Genomic DNA, 16399 nt, shown 5'->3' with positions numbered 1-16399 from the left:
TGCGGAGCGTGGTCGTCTTATTGTCGGAGTGTCAGTTCATCACCCCGACTAATGCGACAATTCGCGGAGTGGGCCCATGGGCCGCAATGCGATTCGTGGCCACCCGGTCTGGTTACGCGTTGTAGGAGGTGAAGGGGCAGATGACGGCGTTCGAACGCGATCTACCTGCGGTCCCGCACCTCGACGAGCGCCCTCAGCAGGGCATACGTGACGCTACGCGGTCCGATCATCACCGTAACGAGGTTGCGCAGCGTCACCGCCGGAGGTCTAGGCTGTCTGCTGTCCCCGATGATCCATCCATCTCTAGTGATCGAGAATTCGACGTGACGAGTGCGTTGACGCTGCCCACCGGTGGCCAGCTGGCGTCGTCCTGGCCGGAGACGCCACCCGGGTCCCAGCCCCTTCCTCGCGACCTGGACCACCTCCTCGCCCTCCGGGTACCGGGGCTCATCGCCACGCGCCGTCACCTCCACTCGCACCCCGAGTTGTCCGGTACGGAGTTCGAGACGGCGGCCCTGATCGCCCGGGAGCTCTCGCTGGCCGGGCTGCACCCTCGGCTGCTGCCCAAGGGCAACGGCGTGATCTGCGACATCGACGGCCGCCCCGACGGCCCGGTCGTCGCGCTGCGCGCCGACATCGACGCCCTGCCGCTGGACGACATCAAGGACGTGCCGTACCGCTCGACCGTGGAGGGCGTCTGCCACGCCTGCGGCCACGACGTGCACACAACGATCATGCTCGGCGTCGGCATGCTGCTGGCCCAGCTCGCCGACCTCGGCGAGCTGGACGGCCGGGTCCGGCTGATCTTCCAGCCGGCCGAGGAGATCCTGCCCTGCGGCTCGCTGGAGGTCATCGAGGCCGGCGGCCTGGACGACGTCGTGCAGATCTTCGCGCTGCACTGCGACCCGAACCTGCCCGTGGGTCAGGTCGGCCTGCGGGTCGGCCCGATCACGGCGGCCGCCGACAACGTCACAGTCCGGCTCTCCGGGCCGGGCGGGCACACCGCCCGCCCGCACCTGACAGTCGACCTGGTCGACGCCCTCGGCCGGCTGATCACCGAGGTGCCGGCCCTGGTCAGCCGCCGGGTGCCGGCCAACAGCGGGCTGCTGCTGGTGTTCGGCCACGCCTCGGCCGGCACCCGTTACAACGTGATCCCCTCCGAGGCGTCCGCCTCGGGCACGCTGCGCGTCATGGACCGCGACACCTGGGAGCAGGCTCCCAAGATCGTGGCTCAGGTCGTGCGGGACGTGATCGCCCCGACCGGCGCTACCGTCGACCTGGAGTACCTGCGCGGCCGGCCGCCGGTGAGCAACGACGCCCGGGCGATCCAGGTGCTGACCGCCGCCACCGGCGCCGCGCTCGGGCCGGAGGGGATCGCTGAGACACCCCAGAGCATGGGCGGCGAGGACTTCTCCTGGTATCTGGAGTACGTCCCCGGCGCACTCGCCCGCCTCGGCGTGGGCCGTTCCGGGCCCAACGTCGACCTGCACCGCGCGTCCTTCGACGTGGACGAGCGGGCCATCCCGGCCGGCGTACGCGTCATGGTGCAGACCGCGCTGCGGGCACTGGCGGCTGCGCGCTGACCGGAGCGACCAGGGCCGGCGTCTTCCGGCGCCGGCCCAGCACCACCAGCAGGATCGCCAGCGGTACGCCGAACGCCACCAGCCACGGCAGCAGCGCGCCCAGGACGGTGAGCAGGATCGTCATCGAGGTGACGAACGCCTTCCAGCCGCCCTTGAGCCCGACCAGGAAGCCGGTCTCGGCCTTCTCCTCGCTGGTCTTCGCCGCCGGTCCGGCCAGCGACACCGTGATCGTGGACAACGCGGTCAGGTCTGCCAGCCGACGCTTCTTGGCCTCCAGCGAGGCCAGGTCCGCCTCCCGGCGACCCAACTCGTTCTCCAACGACACCAGGTCGGTGATCGAGTTGGCACGGGCGAGCAGCCGTCGTGCGCTGTCCACGCGCGCCCGCTGACTGATGATCCGGGCCTCCAGGTCGACGGTCTCCTCGGTGACGTCCTGGGTGTTGATCTCCCGGCTCTCCTGCCGGCCGAGCTTCGCGACCTCCTCCACGACCCCGGAGAACTTCGCCGCCGGCACTCGCAGCTGCAACTCCGCCACGGCGTCGGCGTCGGCGCTGCGCCGCTGGTCGCCGCCGATGAAACCACCGGCGCGGGTGACCACGGCGCTCACCTCACTAGCGGCGGCGTCCACATTGGCAACCTGCACCCGCATCGATCCGGTGTAGATGATCGCCCGCTGGTCGACCCGCAGGTCCGGAGCGCCGGCCCCGGCCGCCCCCGCCGCGTCCGTGCCGCTGCCCCGGTCGGCCGCCCCGCCCGCCTCGGCCGGCGCCTTGGCCGCCGGAGCTGCCGAGTCCGCCGATCCGCTGTCGTCGGCACCGCACCCCGCCAGGGCCAGCGCCGCCGCAAGTGTGCCCGCCGCCAGTAGTGCGCCACGGCGTCGTCCTGTTCGTCCGTCCATCCCCGCTCCCATCGTCGTCAGCTTCGGTGCGATAGCTCGGACGCGACGCGCCCGCCGACTGGTTCCGGCAGACTGCGCTCAGGACATCACGATTCGATAGTGGAGGAGTCACGATGCGGCTCACCAAGTACGCCCACTCCTGCCTCCGGGTGGAACACGACGGGGGAGTGCTCGTCGTCGACCCCGGGATGTTCAGCGACCCCGCGACGGCGTTGGACGGTGCGGACGCGGTGCTGATCACCCACCAACACCCCGACCACCTCGACCTCGCCGCGGTACGCCTGCAACTGGACCGGCAGCCGTTTCCGATCCACGGGCCCGCCTCGCTCGCCGAGGCCCTGGGGGATGCGGCCGAGGCGTTGCGTCCGGTCAGCCCCGGTGAGTCGTTCACCGCCGCCGGGGTCGCCATCCGCGCGTACGGCGGGCAGCACGCCGTGATCCACCCCGACCTCCCGGTGATCGACAACCTCGGCTACCTGATCAACGACGTGGTCTACCACCCCGGCGACTCCCTCGTCGTACCGGACGAGACACCCGTCGACACGCTGTTCGCGCCGATCCACGCCCCCTGGTCGAAGTTCTCCGAGGTGCTCGACTTCATCCGGGCGGTCGCCCCGCGCCGCGCGTACGCCCTGCACGACGCCCTGCTCAACGACAACGGGCTGGGCGTGCTGAACCGCCAGTACGCGGCGATGTCCGGCACCGAGTACCAGCGCCTGGAGCCCGGTAGCCGGGTGGACGTCTGACGCGATGCCGGGCCCCTCCGCGGAGCTGGTGCAGCAGCTCTACCGCACTCCACCGGACCGTTTCGTGGCCGCCCGGGACGCCGCGGTGGCCGAGGCCCGCCGAGCCGGCGACCCGGCCACCGCCCGGGAGCTGGCCCGGCTGCGTCGTCCCACCGTCGCCGCCTGGCTGGTGAACCTGCTCGCCATCCGACGTCCCGAGCTGGTCGCCGACCTGGTCCAGCTCGCCGATGCCCTGCGGGCCGCCCAGCGGGAGCTGCGCGGGCCCCGACTGCGGGAGCTGTCCGCCCAACGCCGGGCGGTGGTCGGCGCCCTGGTCGCCGAGGTCCGCAAGCTCGCCGCCGCCGAGCCGGAGGCGCCGCCGGCCGGCCGACTGCCACTGGCCGAGGTGGAGGCGACCCTGAACGCGGCGCTCTCCGACGCCGAGGTCGCCGAGCAGGTCCGGAGCGGGCGCCTGCTCCGCTCGGCCACCTACGCCGGCTTCGGTGAGGTGCCCCGACCGCAGCTGCGGCTGGTCACCGGCGACGAGGAACAGGAGCCGGAGGCCAGGCGCCCGGTCCGCCGGCCGGGCGTTCAGCGCGAGGGCCGCGACGCCGCCCCCGACCGGGCCGGGGAGCGGGCCGCGCAGGCCGAGCGCGCGGCCCAGCGGGCGGCTCGGGCCGAGCGGGCCCGACGCCGCCGGGCACTGGACCGCGAGCTGGACCGCGCCCGGGCCGACCAGCAGCGGGCCGAGGACGAGTTGACCGAGGCGACCGGGCAGGAACGCGACGGCGTCGCCGTACTCGACGGGATCGAGACCGAGCTGGCCGAGCTGGAGCGACGGCGGGCGGTCGCCGAGCAGGACCTCAGCCGCGCCAAGCTGGCCCGGCGGGCGGCCGAGCGGGCGCTGACGGTGGCCCGGCGGCGCTCGGGCGAGGTCGAGGCCGCCGTCGAGGCACTGGCGGCCGAAGAGGGGGATGCGGACGCGGGCGGTGGCGCGGCAGACTGACCATCGATGGACGACGACGAGCGGGTGGGCCGTCCGGGGCCAGCCGTCCCCGACCGGAGCGCCGTCGCCGTGCCGCGACCCCCACGGGCGGCGCCTCGATGACGCCGGAGCAGATCGCCGCCGCCAGCAAACCCGTCATCCTCGACCTCGGCGACGGGTTCAGCAGGTGCCCGAGCACGCTGCGCCGGGCCCGGCAGCTCGGCATCTCCGGCTGGGCCTTCTACATCTCCGGCCGGGCCGGCGCACTCGGTGACGTACGGGCGGAGACGGCCGCGGCGGCGATCGGCTTCGTCGCACCCGACGCGGTCGCCGACGGCTGGGACGCCGCCGCCCGGGTCCTGCGGCCGGCCGAGGTGGCCGCCGCGAGCCTCGTCGAGTGCTGCCGATGGGGGACGCAGCAGCTGGCGGTGCAGCCGGGGGCCGAGCGCCTGGCCGGCCTCGTCGAGCGGGCGGTGGCCGCCGCGGACGCCAGCGGCATGCCGCTCTTCGCCGCATGGCGGGCCATGCCGCTGCCGGATCTCTCCCCGGGTGCCCGGAGCGCCGCCGGGCTGCGACTGCTGCGGGAACACTTCACCGGCGCCTATCTGCTGGCGGTGCGCGCGGCCGGGATGACCCCGCTGGAGGCGGTGCTGGCCGGGCCGGAGGGTGAGGCCGGCGCCGTGGCGTGCGGTTGGCCGCCTCCGTACCCGCCGGTGGGGCCCTTGGTGCGTCGGCGGCTCTGGGCGGAGGCGGTGACCAACCGGCTGGCCGCGCCAGCGTTCGCGGCGCTCGGCCCCGCCGACGGCGCCGAGCTGGTGGAGCTGCTGCACCGCACCCGCGCCGGCCTCGCCGGCTGAGCGGCCGCGGCGAAAATAGGCGGCGTCGTCGGCCAGCTGCTGCCAGGATCTTCTGCCGTGACCCCTCCCGCTGGCTGGACCACACGCCGCCCCACCCTCGACGACGTGCCGGCGATCCTCGCGGTGGTGCACGCGGCCGACACCTTCGCCATCGGCCATCCCGACTTCGACGCCGAGGACGTCGAGCAGTCGCTGACGGCCCCCTACTTCGACCCGGCCCGGGACTCCTGGCTGGCGCTCGACCCGGACGGCGCCGTGGTCGCCTGGGCGACGGTGGACAACCCGACCGGGGTCGGACGGGAGTTCGTGGAGATCTACGTCGATCCGGAGCGGGCCGCCACCCTCCGCGCGCCGCTGCTGGCCCGGCAGCTCGACCGGGTCGCCGAGCGCGCCGCCGAGCGGCGACTGCCGGCGCTCACCGTCCGGTGCGCGGTGTTCGCCCCGGAACGCGACTGGGCCCGGGACCTGCGCGCCGCCGGGTTCACCGTGGCCAAGCGGTACGTCCGGATGCGTCGGCCGTTGGCCGACCTGCCGACCGAGCCGTCACCGCCGCCCGGGGTCACGGTGCGGCCGGTCCGCCCGGACGACGAGGCCGAGCTGCGGGAGTTCCACCGGATCCACGACGTCGCGTTCGGCGACACCCCGGATCACGAGCCGCTGTCGTACGAGCGGTGGCGGGCCCGGATCGGTGACGTGACAGCCTGGGACGAGTGGTTCGTCGCCGAGGTCGACGGGGTGCTCGCCGGTGCCCTGCAGTCCTCCGACCAGGCGCTCGACCAGCAGCAGGGCTGGGTGAAGGGTCTGTCGGTGCTGCCCGCGTACCGCCGGCGGGGTGTCGGTGCGGCGCTGCTGCGCCGCGCGTTCGCCAGCTACGCGGCGAAGGGGCGGGAGTCGGCGGGTCTGGGCGTGGACCTCACCAACCCGACCACCCCGCTGTCGCTGTACGAGTCGGTGGGTCTGCGGGAGACCCTGTGGACCGACATGTACGAGCGGGTCGTCCCCGCCGCCGGTGTGTGATTGACGACCCCGGCCGGGCCCGGCGGGCAGTCGGGTCGGCGGCGGTTGCAGACTGGGGGCGTGGGATACGCGCTACGGGGACGCGGTGCCGGTGGGACGGGACCGCAGCTCGGTGACGTAGTCGTCCGGCGCACCCGCCTTCTCGGCGGCGTTCGCGATCTCGGACAGGTACCAGGAGGTCGGCAGGCCACCCTCGTACCCGTCGAACACGTAGATCCACGCGGTCACGTCGCCGTCGAGGGTCGAGACCCGGACGGTCAGCCGCCGGTACGTGCCGGCGGTCACGCCCTCGATCTCGTCGAGCTGGGCGGCGTCGTACGGGTGGATGTCGTAGATCGCCACGAACACCCGGTCGCCGGGGGACTCGACGACGGTGCTCACCGCGCCCTCCCAGCCGATGACGTCCTCCCCGGCGAAGGTCAGCCGCCACCCCTCCAGCCAGCCGGTGCCCACCATGGGCGAGTGCGGGCAGTAGGCCCGCATCCGGGCCGGGTCGAGGTTTGAGCCGTAGGCGGCGTGATGACGCACGGCGATGACGATAGCCCGGCGGGCCGGTGGGGGAGAATACGACTGTGCGTGTCGGACGCGTTCGGGAGAAGAAAGTCACTGTGAGCATCAACGAAGGGCGAACGTGGTGAGCGCGAGGAGTGCAGCGCAGCGGAGCCCCGCAGTCGCGAGCGAAAGGATGGCGCTGTGAGCCGGATCGTGATCATCGGCGGTGGGCCGGCCGGGTACGAGGCGGCGCTGGTCGCCGCCCAACTGGACGCCGATGTCACCGTGGTCGAGGCCGACGGCGCGGGCGGGGCCTGCGTGCTCTCCGACTGCGTACCGTCGAAGACGTTCATCGCCAGTTCCCAGGTGGTCACCGGTTACCGGGACACCGAGGAGTTCGGGGTGCACTCGGACGGCCTCGAGGCGGTCACCGTCGACGCGCAGGCCGTCCACGAGCGGGTCAAGCGCCTGGCGCTGGCGCAGTCGTCCGACATCCACGCCAAACTGCTCAAGGCCGGGGTCACCTTCGTGGCCGGCACCGCCCGGCTCGGCGAGGACGCCCTCGGGCACACCCACCGGGTCATCGTCACCCCCGCCGACGGCGGCGAGGAGTACTCGATCGCCGCGTCCACCGTGCTGGTGGCCACCGGCTCGACACCCCGCCAGTTGCCCACCGCCGTGCCGGACGGCGAGCGCATCCTGACCTGGCGCCAGGTGTACGACCTGCCGGAGCTGCCCGAGCACCTGATCGTGGTCGGCTCCGGCGTGACCGGCGCCGAGTTCGCCAGCGCGTACCTGGCGATGGGGGTCGAGGTCACCCTGGTCTCCAGCCGGGACCGGGTGATGCCGCACGAGGACGCCGACGCGGCGTCGGCGATCGAGCGGGTGTTCCGCAACCGCGGCATGAACATCCTCAACAACTCCCGCGCCGACGCGGTCCGGCGTACCGCCGACGGGGTCGAGGTGGAGCTGTCCGACGGCCGCAAGGTCGCCGGCTCGCACGCGCTGATCGCTGTCGGCTCGATCCCCAACACCGCGGACCTGGGCCTGGCCGAGTACGGCGTGGAGCTGGGCCGGGGCGGCTACGTCACTGTCGACCGGGTCTCCCGGACGAACGTGCCGGGCATCTACGCCGCCGGCGACTGCACTGGGGTGCTGCTGCTGGCGAGCGTGGCCGCCATGCAGGGCCGGATCGCGATGTGGCACGCCCTCGGCGAGGCCGTCCGACCGCTGCGGTTGCGGACCGTCGCGGCGAACGTCTTCACCGACCCGGAGCTGGCCACCGTGGGCGTCTCGCAGGACGAGGTGGACGCGGGCAAGGTGCCGGCCCGGCAGGTGATGCTGCCGCTGTCCGGCAACGCCCGGGCCAAGATGGACGACCTGTCGGACGGCTTCGTGAAACTGTTCTGTCGGCCGGCGAGCGGCCAGGTGGTGGGCGGCGTGGTGGTCGCCCCGAAGGCCAGCGAGCTGATCCTGCCGATCACCATGGCCGTGGAGAACAACCTGACGGTCAACGAGCTGGCGCAGACGATCACCATCTACCCGAGCCTGTCCGGCTCGATCACCGAGGCGGCCCGCCAGCTCATGCTCCACGAGCTGGAGTGATCGCCCCTCCTCGTCGATCATGAAGTTGTGGTGCGCGGTTTACACCACGATGCCCCTTTGGTGAGGCACCACAACTCCATGATGGACGGTCGCGCGGGTCTGGGTCAGCGCGACGATTGCCAGCACTGCCACCTCGCTGAGGATGAGCAGGCGTTCGGCCAGGCCGATCAGCACGCGGTCACCGGGGTAGGCGGACCAGATCATCGCCGCCGCCAGGGCCAGGCTCAGCAGGACGAGGGTGTGTAGCGCCCGGGCGGCCGACGCCAGCTCGGGCCGACGGGCGAGCAGCCAACCGGCCGTGGGCAATGCCAGAAAGGCGACCACCGACGCGTACCGGTGCACGTAGGCCGCGGTGGTCATGGCGGTGCCCGGCTCGTTCGTCGGCACCACGGCGGCCAGCAGCAGCCCGGCCACCCACGCCCCGAGCAGCACCTCCGCCGCTCGGCCGGGCGGCGGGCCGGTGCGGCGCAGCCCGTACATCACCGCCACTGTGGCGAGCGCCAACACCACCATTGCCACGTCGATGACGCCGCCCCGGTCGGAGACGGCGAAGTCGCTGATGGTCAGCGCCCACGGGTTGAGGTCGTCGTTGACTTCCAGGTGGCCGATCACGGTGAGCAGCGCCGCCACGGCGATCCCGCCGAGGGCGACCACACCGGTGTTCCGGGTTCCAGGCATGCCTCAGCCTGTCGCCGCGACCACCCCAGCCGGATCCGGGACGGTCACTGACCTCGCCCCCAAACTGCACCCCTAGAGGCTCTCCGCATCTCGCGCTGCCACTGGCGGGATCGCACCTAGGCGACGTTCAGTTGGATGTTCCCGATCCGGGCGACGACGTCGAGGTGGCCGCCCAGGCCAGTGACGTAGGCACGAAGGGTGTCCAGGCTGGTGTGCTCGCCATTCTCGATCTGGCTGATCCTGGCCTGGGTCAACCCTGCGGCCTCGGCCAGTTGAGCCTGGGTCATCCCCAGGTGCTTGCGGATCTCCGCCAGTTGCGCGCCGCTCACCAAGGCCAACATATGTTCACGCTGCTGAGCCCGGCGGGCGACCCGGTCCGGATGTTCCCAGGACGGATCACGTTCTCGAGCCCTGGCCCGCACGTCCCGCCAGTCCACTCCGTCGGTCATCTCTGTGTGTCCTTCAGCCTCGAGAGGTGCTCCTGGAATCGGTCGTCCGCCAATGGGACCGCCGCCTTGTACCAACTCTGCCACTGGCCTGACTTGTCGCCAGCGACCAGGAAGGCTGCTTCTCGAATCGGATCAAAAGCGAAGATCATGCGGATCTCGGTGGAACCGGCCGAGCCTGGCCTCAACTCCTTCATGTGGTGGAAGATGCTGCCTTTGAGGCGGTCGACCACGGGACGCCCAAGAGCCGGGCCGTGTTCGGCGAGGAGATCGATGGCCTCGCTGACGAGGTCGGCGCTGGCAGGTTCCGTCTCGCAGAGGTGGAGAAACCACTTCTCGACCTCGGGATGAAGTTTGACCTCCCACAGCGCGTCAATATAAGCCCAGCTTATACTCGGCCGGTCTCGCGACGCTCAGTCGATCGGGACTTCGGCGGCGGCGGCGGTGCGGGCGTGGCGGGCGCTGACCACTGTCATCGCCCATCCGGCCGCGGCGAAGCCGGCCGCCGCGGCGGTGGCGATGATGGCCAGCCGCCAGGCCGACTCGGTCAGCGCGGTGCCGCCCAGGTGCCCGACCAGCGCCCCGTAGGTGGCCCAGCCCAGCGCGGCGATCGTCTCGTAGAGCGCGAACAGCCGGTACGGATATCGGCTGCGGCCGGCCGAGAAGCAGGCCGCCATGCGCCCGCCGGGCACGAACCGGCAGAGCAGGATGACAAGTGGGCCGGGTTGGCGTAATCCCTGCGTGACCCGGCTCGCCATCCGGCGGGCGCGGCTGGGTTCGGCGTGCCGGGGCGCCCGCCGGTCCGGTGCGCCACGGCCGAGCAGGTAGCAGGCGAGGTCGCCGGCGAACACGCCGAGCGCGCCGACGGCGATGGTGACCGGCAGGCTGAGGCCGCCGTACACGGTCAGCGCGCCACTGGTGATCATGACGATCTGGGTGGGGATCACCGGTACGAACGCGTCCGCGATCAGCAGGCCGAGCAGCACCAGGTACGCCCACGTCGGCGACGCGACGTCAGTCAGTAGTTCGGGCACGCCTGCCACCTCGCCGGATGCGGCCGATTGAGTGTCTTGAGCCTGACGACGTGTCCGGCGTCACCGTGGACAGCCCCGGCCCGTCGTGACCGTCGACACCACAGGGCCACCCCGTTCCAACGAGGCGAACCACCCTCGGGTGACGGCTCGGCGGCCGTCCCACAGCGGCCCGAGGCGGTCGGCGGATCGGCGTCCCTCGGCGTACCGTGGGCGGCGCGGCCCAGCACGTCGGGTCCCCCGTTCCTGACGATTCGGGTCGCCCAGGGCCGCCGGCGGGTCCCGCGCCGGCGGCCCGCCTCCTCTCCCACCGTCGCAAATCCGGGTGCGTCCCCGACCGCCCGAGGGATACCGTCGCCGCATGCGCAGCGCGGTAGTGATGACGACGACGCCGGGTGTTCCCGGCGTGCCGCTCTGACGTAACCACGTCGACCAGGCCCCGGGGCGATCCGCCCCCGAGGGCCGCGCGGCGTTCGGTGTCCAGGTCGCCTCCGGGTCGTCCCCGATCCAGGAGCCCGACATGATCGACCACCGCAAGCTCGGCCGTGAGCTGGAGCTGTTCGTCTCCGATCCGCTGGCCGGCGCCGGCCTGCCCATCTGGCTGCCGGCCGGCGCCGCCGCCCGGCACGCCGTCGAGGAGTACGTCCGGGACCTGGAGCGCCGCTCCGGCCACCAGCACGTCTACTCGCCGCCGCTGGGCAAGCGCGAACTCTTCGAACTCTCCGGCCATCTCGGCTACTTCGCCGACGACATGTTCCCGCCGATGCGGCTCAGCGCCGACGACGAGTTCGTGCTCCGCCCGGCGCTCTGCCCGCACCACGCGCTGGTGTTCCGCGCCCGGGGCCGCTCCTACCGGGAGCTGCCGCTGCGGATCGCGGAGCTGGGCGGGATGTACCGCTCGGAGCGCTCCGGCGTGCTCGGCGGGCTGTCCCGGGTCCGTGCCATCTCGCTCAACGACGCGCACACCTTCTGCGCCCCGGACCAGGTCGGCGCGGAGGTCGCCGAGATCCTCCGGCTGATGCGCGCCGCGCACGGCGCGCTCGGCGTCCGTCCGGCGGGGTTCCGGCTGTCGCTGCGCGGGCCCGGCGGGAAGTACGTCGGCGACGACGCCCAGTGGGCCCGCGCCGAGGACCTGCTCCGCGGCGCGCTGGCCGGGGTGGAGTACGTCGAGGCCCCCGGGGAGGCCGCCTTCTACGGCCCGAAGATCGACGTTCAGATCGTCGACGCGGCAGGCCGCGAGTCGACCATCTCCACCATCCAGGTGGACTTCGACAAACCCGAGAAGTTCGATCTGTCGTACACCGGTTCCGACGGCAGTCGGCGGCGGCCGGTCATGCTGCACCGCAGCCTGGTCGGCAGCATGGAGCGGCTGTTCGCGTACCTCATCGAGGTGCACGAGGGCGCGTTCCCGGCCTGGTACGCGCCCGTCCAGTTGGTGTTGCTGCCGGTGGACGAGGGGCAGGCCGACGCGGCTGCGGAACTGGCCCGGGCGGCAGTCGACGGCGGCCTGCGGGTCGAGGTCGACACCGCCGGCTCGCTGGGCGCCCGGGTCCGGGACGCGGCCCGCCGCCGCGTCCCGTACCTCGGGGTGCTGGGCGCCCGGGAGGCGGCCGACGGCGCACTCGCCCTGCGTTTGCGCGACGGCCGCGCCCTGGCCCCGATGCCCGCCGCCGCCGCGCTCGCCCTGATCGGCCGGCAGGTCGCCGCGCGCGCCGCCGACCTGCTCCCGGCGGACTGATCCGCCCACCGGGCTGAGGTGGACCGTCGATCGTGTGGCGCGCACGGCGGTCCGCCTCAGACCGACGCCGGCTGGGCCCCGGCGGGCGCGGCTGGTTCCTCGTCGACCACGGCCCCGGTGAACTGCGAGCGGTAGAGCCGGTGGTACGCGCCGTGGGCGGCGAGCAACTGCTCGTGGGTGCCCTGCTCGACGATCCGGCCGTTCTCCATCATCAGGATCAGGTCGGCGTCGCGGATGGTGGAGAGCCGGTGCGCGATGACGAAGCTGGTCCGGTCCGAGCGCAGCGCCGCCATCGCCCGTTGGAGCAGCACCTCGGTACGGGTGTCCACCGAGCTGGTCGCCTCGTCCAGGATCAGCAGGGACGGTTCGGCGAGGAACGCCCGGGCGATGGTGATGAGCTGCTTCTCGCCGGCGCTGACGTTGCTGCCCTCCTCGTCGATGACCGTGTCGTAGCCGTCCGGGAGGCTGCGCACGAACCGGTCCACGAAGGTGGCGCGGGCTGCGGCGACGATCTCCTCCTCGGTCGCGTCCGGCCGGCCGTACGCGATGTTGTCGCGGATGGTGCCGCCGAAGAGCCAGGTGTCCTGGAGCACCATGCCGATCCGTCCGCGCAGGTCGTCGCGGCGCATCGTGGTGATGTCCACCCCGTCGAGGGTGATCCGGCCGGCGTCCAGCTCGTAGAACCGCATCACCAGGTTGACCAGGGTGGTCTTGCCGGCACCTGTCGGGCCGACGATGGCCACTGTGTGCCCGGGCTCGGCGACCAGCGACAGGTCGTCGATCAGTGGCTTGTCCGGTTCGTAGCGGAACGAGACGTGCTCGAACTCGACCCGACCGTGCGGGTCGGTGACCCGGGCCGGCGCGACCGGGTCGGGGGTCTGCTCGTCGGCGTCGAGCACCGCGAAGACCCGCTCGGCCGACGCCACCCCGGACTGGAGCAGGTTCGCCATCGAGGCGAGCTGGGTCAGCGGTTGGGTGAACTGGCGGGAGTACTGGATGAACGCCTGCACGTCGCCGAGGCTCATCGTCCCCGAGGCCACCCGCAGTCCGCCGACCACGGCGATGGCCACGTAGCTCAGGTTCCCGATGAACATCATCGACGGCATGATGATCCCGGAGATGAACTGGGCGCCGAAGCTGGCCCGGAACAGCTCCTCGTTCTTCGCGTGGAACTCGGCCTCCACCTCACGCTGCCGGCCGAAGACCTTCACCAGCTCGTGACCGGTGTACGCCTCTTCGATCTGGCCGTTCAGCTCGCCGGTGTGCTTCCACTGGGCGATGAACTGCTGCTGCGAGCGCTTGGCGATGCGCTGGGTGACCAGCACCGACAGCGGGACGGCCACCAGAGCCACCAGGGCCAGCAGCGGGGAGATCCAGAACATCACGGCCAGCACGCCGATGACGGTCAGCAGCGAGGTGAGCAGCTGGCTCAAGGTCTGCTGGAGGCTCGTCGAGATGTTGTCGATGTCGTTGGTCACCCGGCTGAGCAGCTCACCACGAGGCTGGCGGTCGAAGTAGGGCAGCGGCAGCCGGTTGAGCTTCTCCTCCACCTCGGCGCGCAGCCGCAGGACGGTGCGCTGGACCACCCCGTTGAGCAGCCAGCCCTGCCACCACGACAGCACGCTCGCCGCCAGGTAGAGGCCGAGCACCAGCAGCAGCACCCGGCCCAGGGCGTCGAAGTCGATGCCCACCCCGGGCACCACGTCCATCCGGGCCAGCATGTCGGCGAAGCTGTCGTTACCGCTGGCCCGCGCCGCCGCGACGGCCTGTTCGGTGGTCGTGCCCGACTCCAGCCGCCGACCGATCACCCCACTGAAGATCAGGTCGGTGGCGTGGCCGAGGATCTTCGGCCCGGCCACGCTGAACCCGACGCTCACCACGGCGAGGGTGATGATCGCGGTCAGGTGCAGCCGGTGCGGGCGCAGCCGACCGAGCAGCCGTCGGGCCGACGGCCCGAAGTTCATCGACTTCTCGGCGGGCATCCCCGCGCTCATCCAGGGCGGCCCGCCGCCCGGCCGTCCGGCCGGCAGCCGCTTCGGCGTCGCCGCGCCGCCGCCGGGTTGCTGCGTGTCACCGCCCGGCTTCTGACTGGGTACGGTCGCGGTCCGCGACTCGTCGGCCTCGCTCATGCCGCCACCTCCGCCGTCTGCTGGGAAGCCACGATCTCGGCGTACGTCGGGCAGGTCTCCAACAACTCCGCGTGTCGTCCCACTCCGACGACCCCTCCGTTCTCGAGCACGATGATCTGGTCGGCGTCGACGATCGTGGACACCCGCTGGGCCACGATCACCACCGCCGACTGTGCGGTGACCGGGCGCAGTGCCGCCCGCAGCCGCGCGTCGGTGCCGAGGTCGAGCGCCGAGAACGAGTCGTCGAAGAGGTAGATCTCCGGCTGCCGGACCAGGGCACGGGCGATGGCGAGGCGTTGCCGCTGCCCACCCGAGACGGTGCTGCCGCCCTGGGCGATCGGCGCGTCCAGGCCGCCCGGCATCTGGGCCACGAAGTCGCGGGCCTGCGCGATCTCCAGCGCCGCCCACAGTTCCTCGTCGGTGGCGTCCGGGTTGCCGTAGCGCAGGTTGCTGGCGACCGTGCCGGTGAACAGGTACGGCCGCTGCGGCACCAGGCCGATGCGTCGCCACAGCTCGTCCGGTTCCAGCTCGCGGACGTCCACCCCGTCGACAAGTACCGCGCCGCCGGTGACGTCGACCAGGCGGGGTACGAGCGACAGCAGTGTCGTCTTGCCCGCGCCGGTGCTGCCGATGATCGCGGTGGTGGTGCCCGCGGTGGCCTTGAAGGAGATGTCGCGCAGCACCGGCTCGACCGCGCCCGGGTACTGGAAGCGCACCCCGCGCAGCTCCAGCTCGGCCCGGCTGGGCAGCTCGGTGACCGGCTCGGCGGCGGGGACCACCGAGGAGTCGGTGTCCAGCACCTCGACGATCCGCTCGGCGCAGACCGCGGCCCGGGGCACCATCATCAGCATGAAGGTGGCCATCATCACGGCCATCAGGATCTGCATCAGGTACTGCAGGAACGCGGTGAGCGCGCCGATCTCGATCGCGCCCGAGTCGACCCGCTGCGCGCCGAACCAGAGCACCGCCACGCTGGACACGTTCAGCACCAGCATGACCACCGGGAAGATCAACGCCAACAGCCGTCCGGTACGCAGGGCGGTGGCGGTCAGGTCGGCGTTGGCGACACCGAAGCGGTCCGTCTCGTACGGCTCGCGGACGAAGGCGCGGACCACCCGGATGCCGGTGATCTGCTCGCGCAGCACCCGGTTGACCGTGTCGATCCGGGTCTGCATGAGCCGGAAGCCCGGCACCATCCGCCGGATGATGGCACTCAGCGCGACGGCCAGCACCGGCACGCTGACCAGCATCAGCCAGGAGAGCCCGATGTCCTCGCGCAGCGCCATGAAGACGCCGCCGACGCTCATGATCGGCGCGGCGACCAGCATGGTGCAGCTCATCAGCACGAGCATCTGCACCTGTTGCACGTCGTTGGTGTTGCGGGTGATCAGCGACGGTGCGCCGAACCGGGCCACCTCACGGGCGGAGAAGAGGTTGACGTGCGCGAACAGCCGGGCGCGGACGTCCCGCCCGAAGCCCATCGCGGTCCGGGCGCCGAGGTAGACGGCGGCGATCGAGCAGACGATCTGGACCAGGCTGACCAGCAGCATCCAGCCGCCGGTGTGCACGATGTAGTCGGTGTCGCCCCGGGCCACGCCCTTGTCGATGATGTCGGCGTTGAGGCTGGGCAGGTAGAGCGAGGCCATGGTGCCCACGAACTGGAGCAGCACCACCGCCAGCAGCGGTCTGGAGTACGAGCGCAGTTGACCGCGCAGCAGTCTGATCAGCACGACGGTTCCTTCGCGTCGGTGGGTCGTCCGGTCATCCGCGGGTCGTCCCCGCTGCCGATGACCTCGAGCAGGAACTCCCTGATCACCTGGGCTTTCGCCGGGTCGGCGTCGACCGAGGTGAGCGGGCTTCCGGAGTGCATGAGGGCGCCGAGCGCGGCCACCCGCTCCCGCCCGGCGGGGGTGATGGCGAGTCGGATGCTGCGCCGGTCGCTGTCGTCGCGCTGCCGCTCGACCAGACCGTCGCGTTCGAGTGTGTCGACGATGCCGGTCAGGGTCGCCGGGCGGACGAATCCCTTCTCGGCGACCTGGCGGTGGGGCAGCTCGCCGTGTCGGGCGAGCGTCATCAGGGTGATCATGCCGGCCTGGGTGAGGCCGTGCTCCTCGGCGAGATAGCGGTTCCACCGTTGCCCGACGAGGTGCCCGGCCACCACCAGCAGCCGCCCGAGCGGCACATCCTGGAGGGTGACGAGTTCCACGGGGGTACA

General features: G+C 72.1%; 16 protein-coding genes. 7 read left to right on the top strand and 9 right to left on the bottom strand.

Annotated elements, in window-relative coordinates:
• The first annotated feature begins 323 nt into the window (after positions 1-323).
• Positions 324-1583 carry an amidohydrolase gene (locus AB0B39_RS02880; protein WP_357493564.1) on the top strand — a complete coding sequence of 420 codons (1260 nt, stop codon included), beginning with the start codon at positions 324-326 and terminating at the stop codon, positions 1581-1583.
• Here the strand turns inward: AB0B39_RS02880 and AB0B39_RS02875 are convergent.
• Complete coding sequence (locus AB0B39_RS02875) at positions 1540-2502, bottom strand: DUF4349 domain-containing protein (protein ID WP_357494259.1); 963 nt, start codon at positions 2500-2502, stop codon at positions 1540-1542. The genes AB0B39_RS02880 and AB0B39_RS02875 overlap by 44 nt on opposite strands.
• Positions 2503-2594: 92 nt before the next feature.
• Here AB0B39_RS02875 and AB0B39_RS02870 point away from each other — a divergent pair, with 92 nt between their 5' ends.
• From AB0B39_RS02870 to AB0B39_RS02855, 4 genes are all read left to right on the top strand, one after another.
• Positions 2595-3227 carry an MBL fold metallo-hydrolase gene (locus tag AB0B39_RS02870; protein ID WP_357493566.1) on the top strand — a complete coding sequence of 211 codons (633 nt, stop codon included), beginning with the start codon at positions 2595-2597 and terminating at the stop codon, positions 3225-3227.
• A gap of 4 nt (positions 3228-3231) precedes the next feature.
• Positions 3232-4212, top strand: a complete 981-nt coding sequence (locus AB0B39_RS02865; RefSeq protein WP_357493568.1) for a hypothetical protein — start codon at positions 3232-3234, stop codon at positions 4210-4212.
• Between the two features lie 98 nt (positions 4213-4310).
• Positions 4311-5048, top strand: a complete 738-nt coding sequence (locus AB0B39_RS02860; RefSeq protein WP_357573326.1) for a hypothetical protein — start codon at positions 4311-4313, stop codon at positions 5046-5048.
• A 57-nt stretch (positions 5049-5105) separates the two neighbouring features.
• A complete protein-coding gene (locus AB0B39_RS02855; RefSeq protein ID WP_357573325.1) occupies positions 5106-6065 on the top strand; it encodes a GNAT family N-acetyltransferase in 960 nt (319 codons plus the stop codon).
• Positions 6066-6137: 72 nt separating this feature from the next.
• Here AB0B39_RS02855 and AB0B39_RS02850 read toward each other — a convergent pair whose 3' ends face one another.
• On the bottom strand, positions 6138-6593 hold the full coding sequence (locus AB0B39_RS02850) for a gamma-glutamylcyclotransferase (protein ID WP_234587356.1): 456 nt from the start codon (positions 6591-6593) through the stop codon (positions 6138-6140).
• 165 nt (positions 6594-6758) lie between these two features.
• On the opposite strand from AB0B39_RS02850, the gene AB0B39_RS02845 reads away from it, so the two are divergent.
• Positions 6759-8162: an NAD(P)H-quinone dehydrogenase gene (locus tag AB0B39_RS02845; protein WP_234587359.1), complete on the top strand. Its 1404-nt coding sequence runs from the start codon at positions 6759-6761 to the stop codon at positions 8160-8162.
• A 39-nt stretch (positions 8163-8201) separates the two neighbouring features.
• On the opposite strand, the gene AB0B39_RS02840 is transcribed toward AB0B39_RS02845, so the two are convergent.
• The 4 genes from AB0B39_RS02840 to AB0B39_RS02825 form a co-directional block, all read right to left on the bottom strand.
• On the bottom strand, positions 8202-8840 hold the full coding sequence (locus AB0B39_RS02840; RefSeq protein ID WP_357493575.1) for a DUF998 domain-containing protein: 639 nt from the start codon (positions 8838-8840) through the stop codon (positions 8202-8204).
• 116 nt (positions 8841-8956) lie between these two features.
• Positions 8957-9289, bottom strand: coding sequence for a helix-turn-helix transcriptional regulator (locus AB0B39_RS02835; protein ID WP_357493577.1), 333 nt, complete (start codon positions 9287-9289; stop codon positions 8957-8959).
• Positions 9286-9654, bottom strand: a complete 369-nt coding sequence (locus tag AB0B39_RS02830; RefSeq protein ID WP_357573767.1) for a type II toxin-antitoxin system RelE/ParE family toxin — start codon at positions 9652-9654, stop codon at positions 9286-9288. The genes AB0B39_RS02835 and AB0B39_RS02830 overlap by 4 nt, the downstream gene beginning before the upstream one ends.
• A 45-nt stretch (positions 9655-9699) precedes the next feature.
• Positions 9700-10320 (bottom strand): DedA family protein, encoded by a 621-nt coding sequence (locus AB0B39_RS02825; RefSeq protein ID WP_357493579.1) that lies wholly within the window; start codon positions 10318-10320, stop codon positions 9700-9702.
• Positions 10321-10837: 517 nt separating this feature from the next.
• Here AB0B39_RS02825 and thrS point away from each other — a divergent pair.
• The gene (gene thrS / locus AB0B39_RS02820; RefSeq protein ID WP_357493581.1) at positions 10838-12055 is read left to right on the top strand and encodes a threonine--tRNA ligase; all 1218 of its coding nucleotides are present in this window, start codon (positions 10838-10840) and stop codon (positions 12053-12055) included.
• A 56-nt stretch (positions 12056-12111) separates the two neighbouring features.
• On the opposite strand, the gene AB0B39_RS02815 is transcribed toward thrS, so the two are convergent.
• From AB0B39_RS02815 to AB0B39_RS02805, 3 genes are all read right to left on the bottom strand, one after another.
• Complete coding sequence (locus tag AB0B39_RS02815) at positions 12112-14037, bottom strand: ABC transporter ATP-binding protein (protein ID WP_357494263.1); 1926 nt, start codon at positions 14035-14037, stop codon at positions 12112-12114.
• A gap of 143 nt (positions 14038-14180) precedes the next feature.
• Positions 14181-15914, bottom strand: a complete 1734-nt coding sequence (locus AB0B39_RS02810; RefSeq protein ID WP_357493583.1) for an ABC transporter ATP-binding protein — start codon at positions 15912-15914, stop codon at positions 14181-14183.
• Positions 15908-16390 carry a MarR family transcriptional regulator gene (locus AB0B39_RS02805; protein WP_234587371.1) on the bottom strand — a complete coding sequence of 161 codons (483 nt, stop codon included), beginning with the start codon at positions 16388-16390 and terminating at the stop codon, positions 15908-15910. The genes AB0B39_RS02810 and AB0B39_RS02805 overlap by 7 nt, the downstream gene beginning before the upstream one ends.
• Positions 16391-16399: the final 9 nt, after the last annotated feature.

This window comes from Micromonospora sp. NPDC049114 (assembly GCF_040648635.1).
Lineage (GTDB): Bacteria > Actinomycetota > Actinomycetes > Mycobacteriales > Micromonosporaceae > Micromonospora.
Note: the sequence above shows the minus strand (reverse complement) of the source record. Positions and strands in the feature narration are given on the sequence as shown.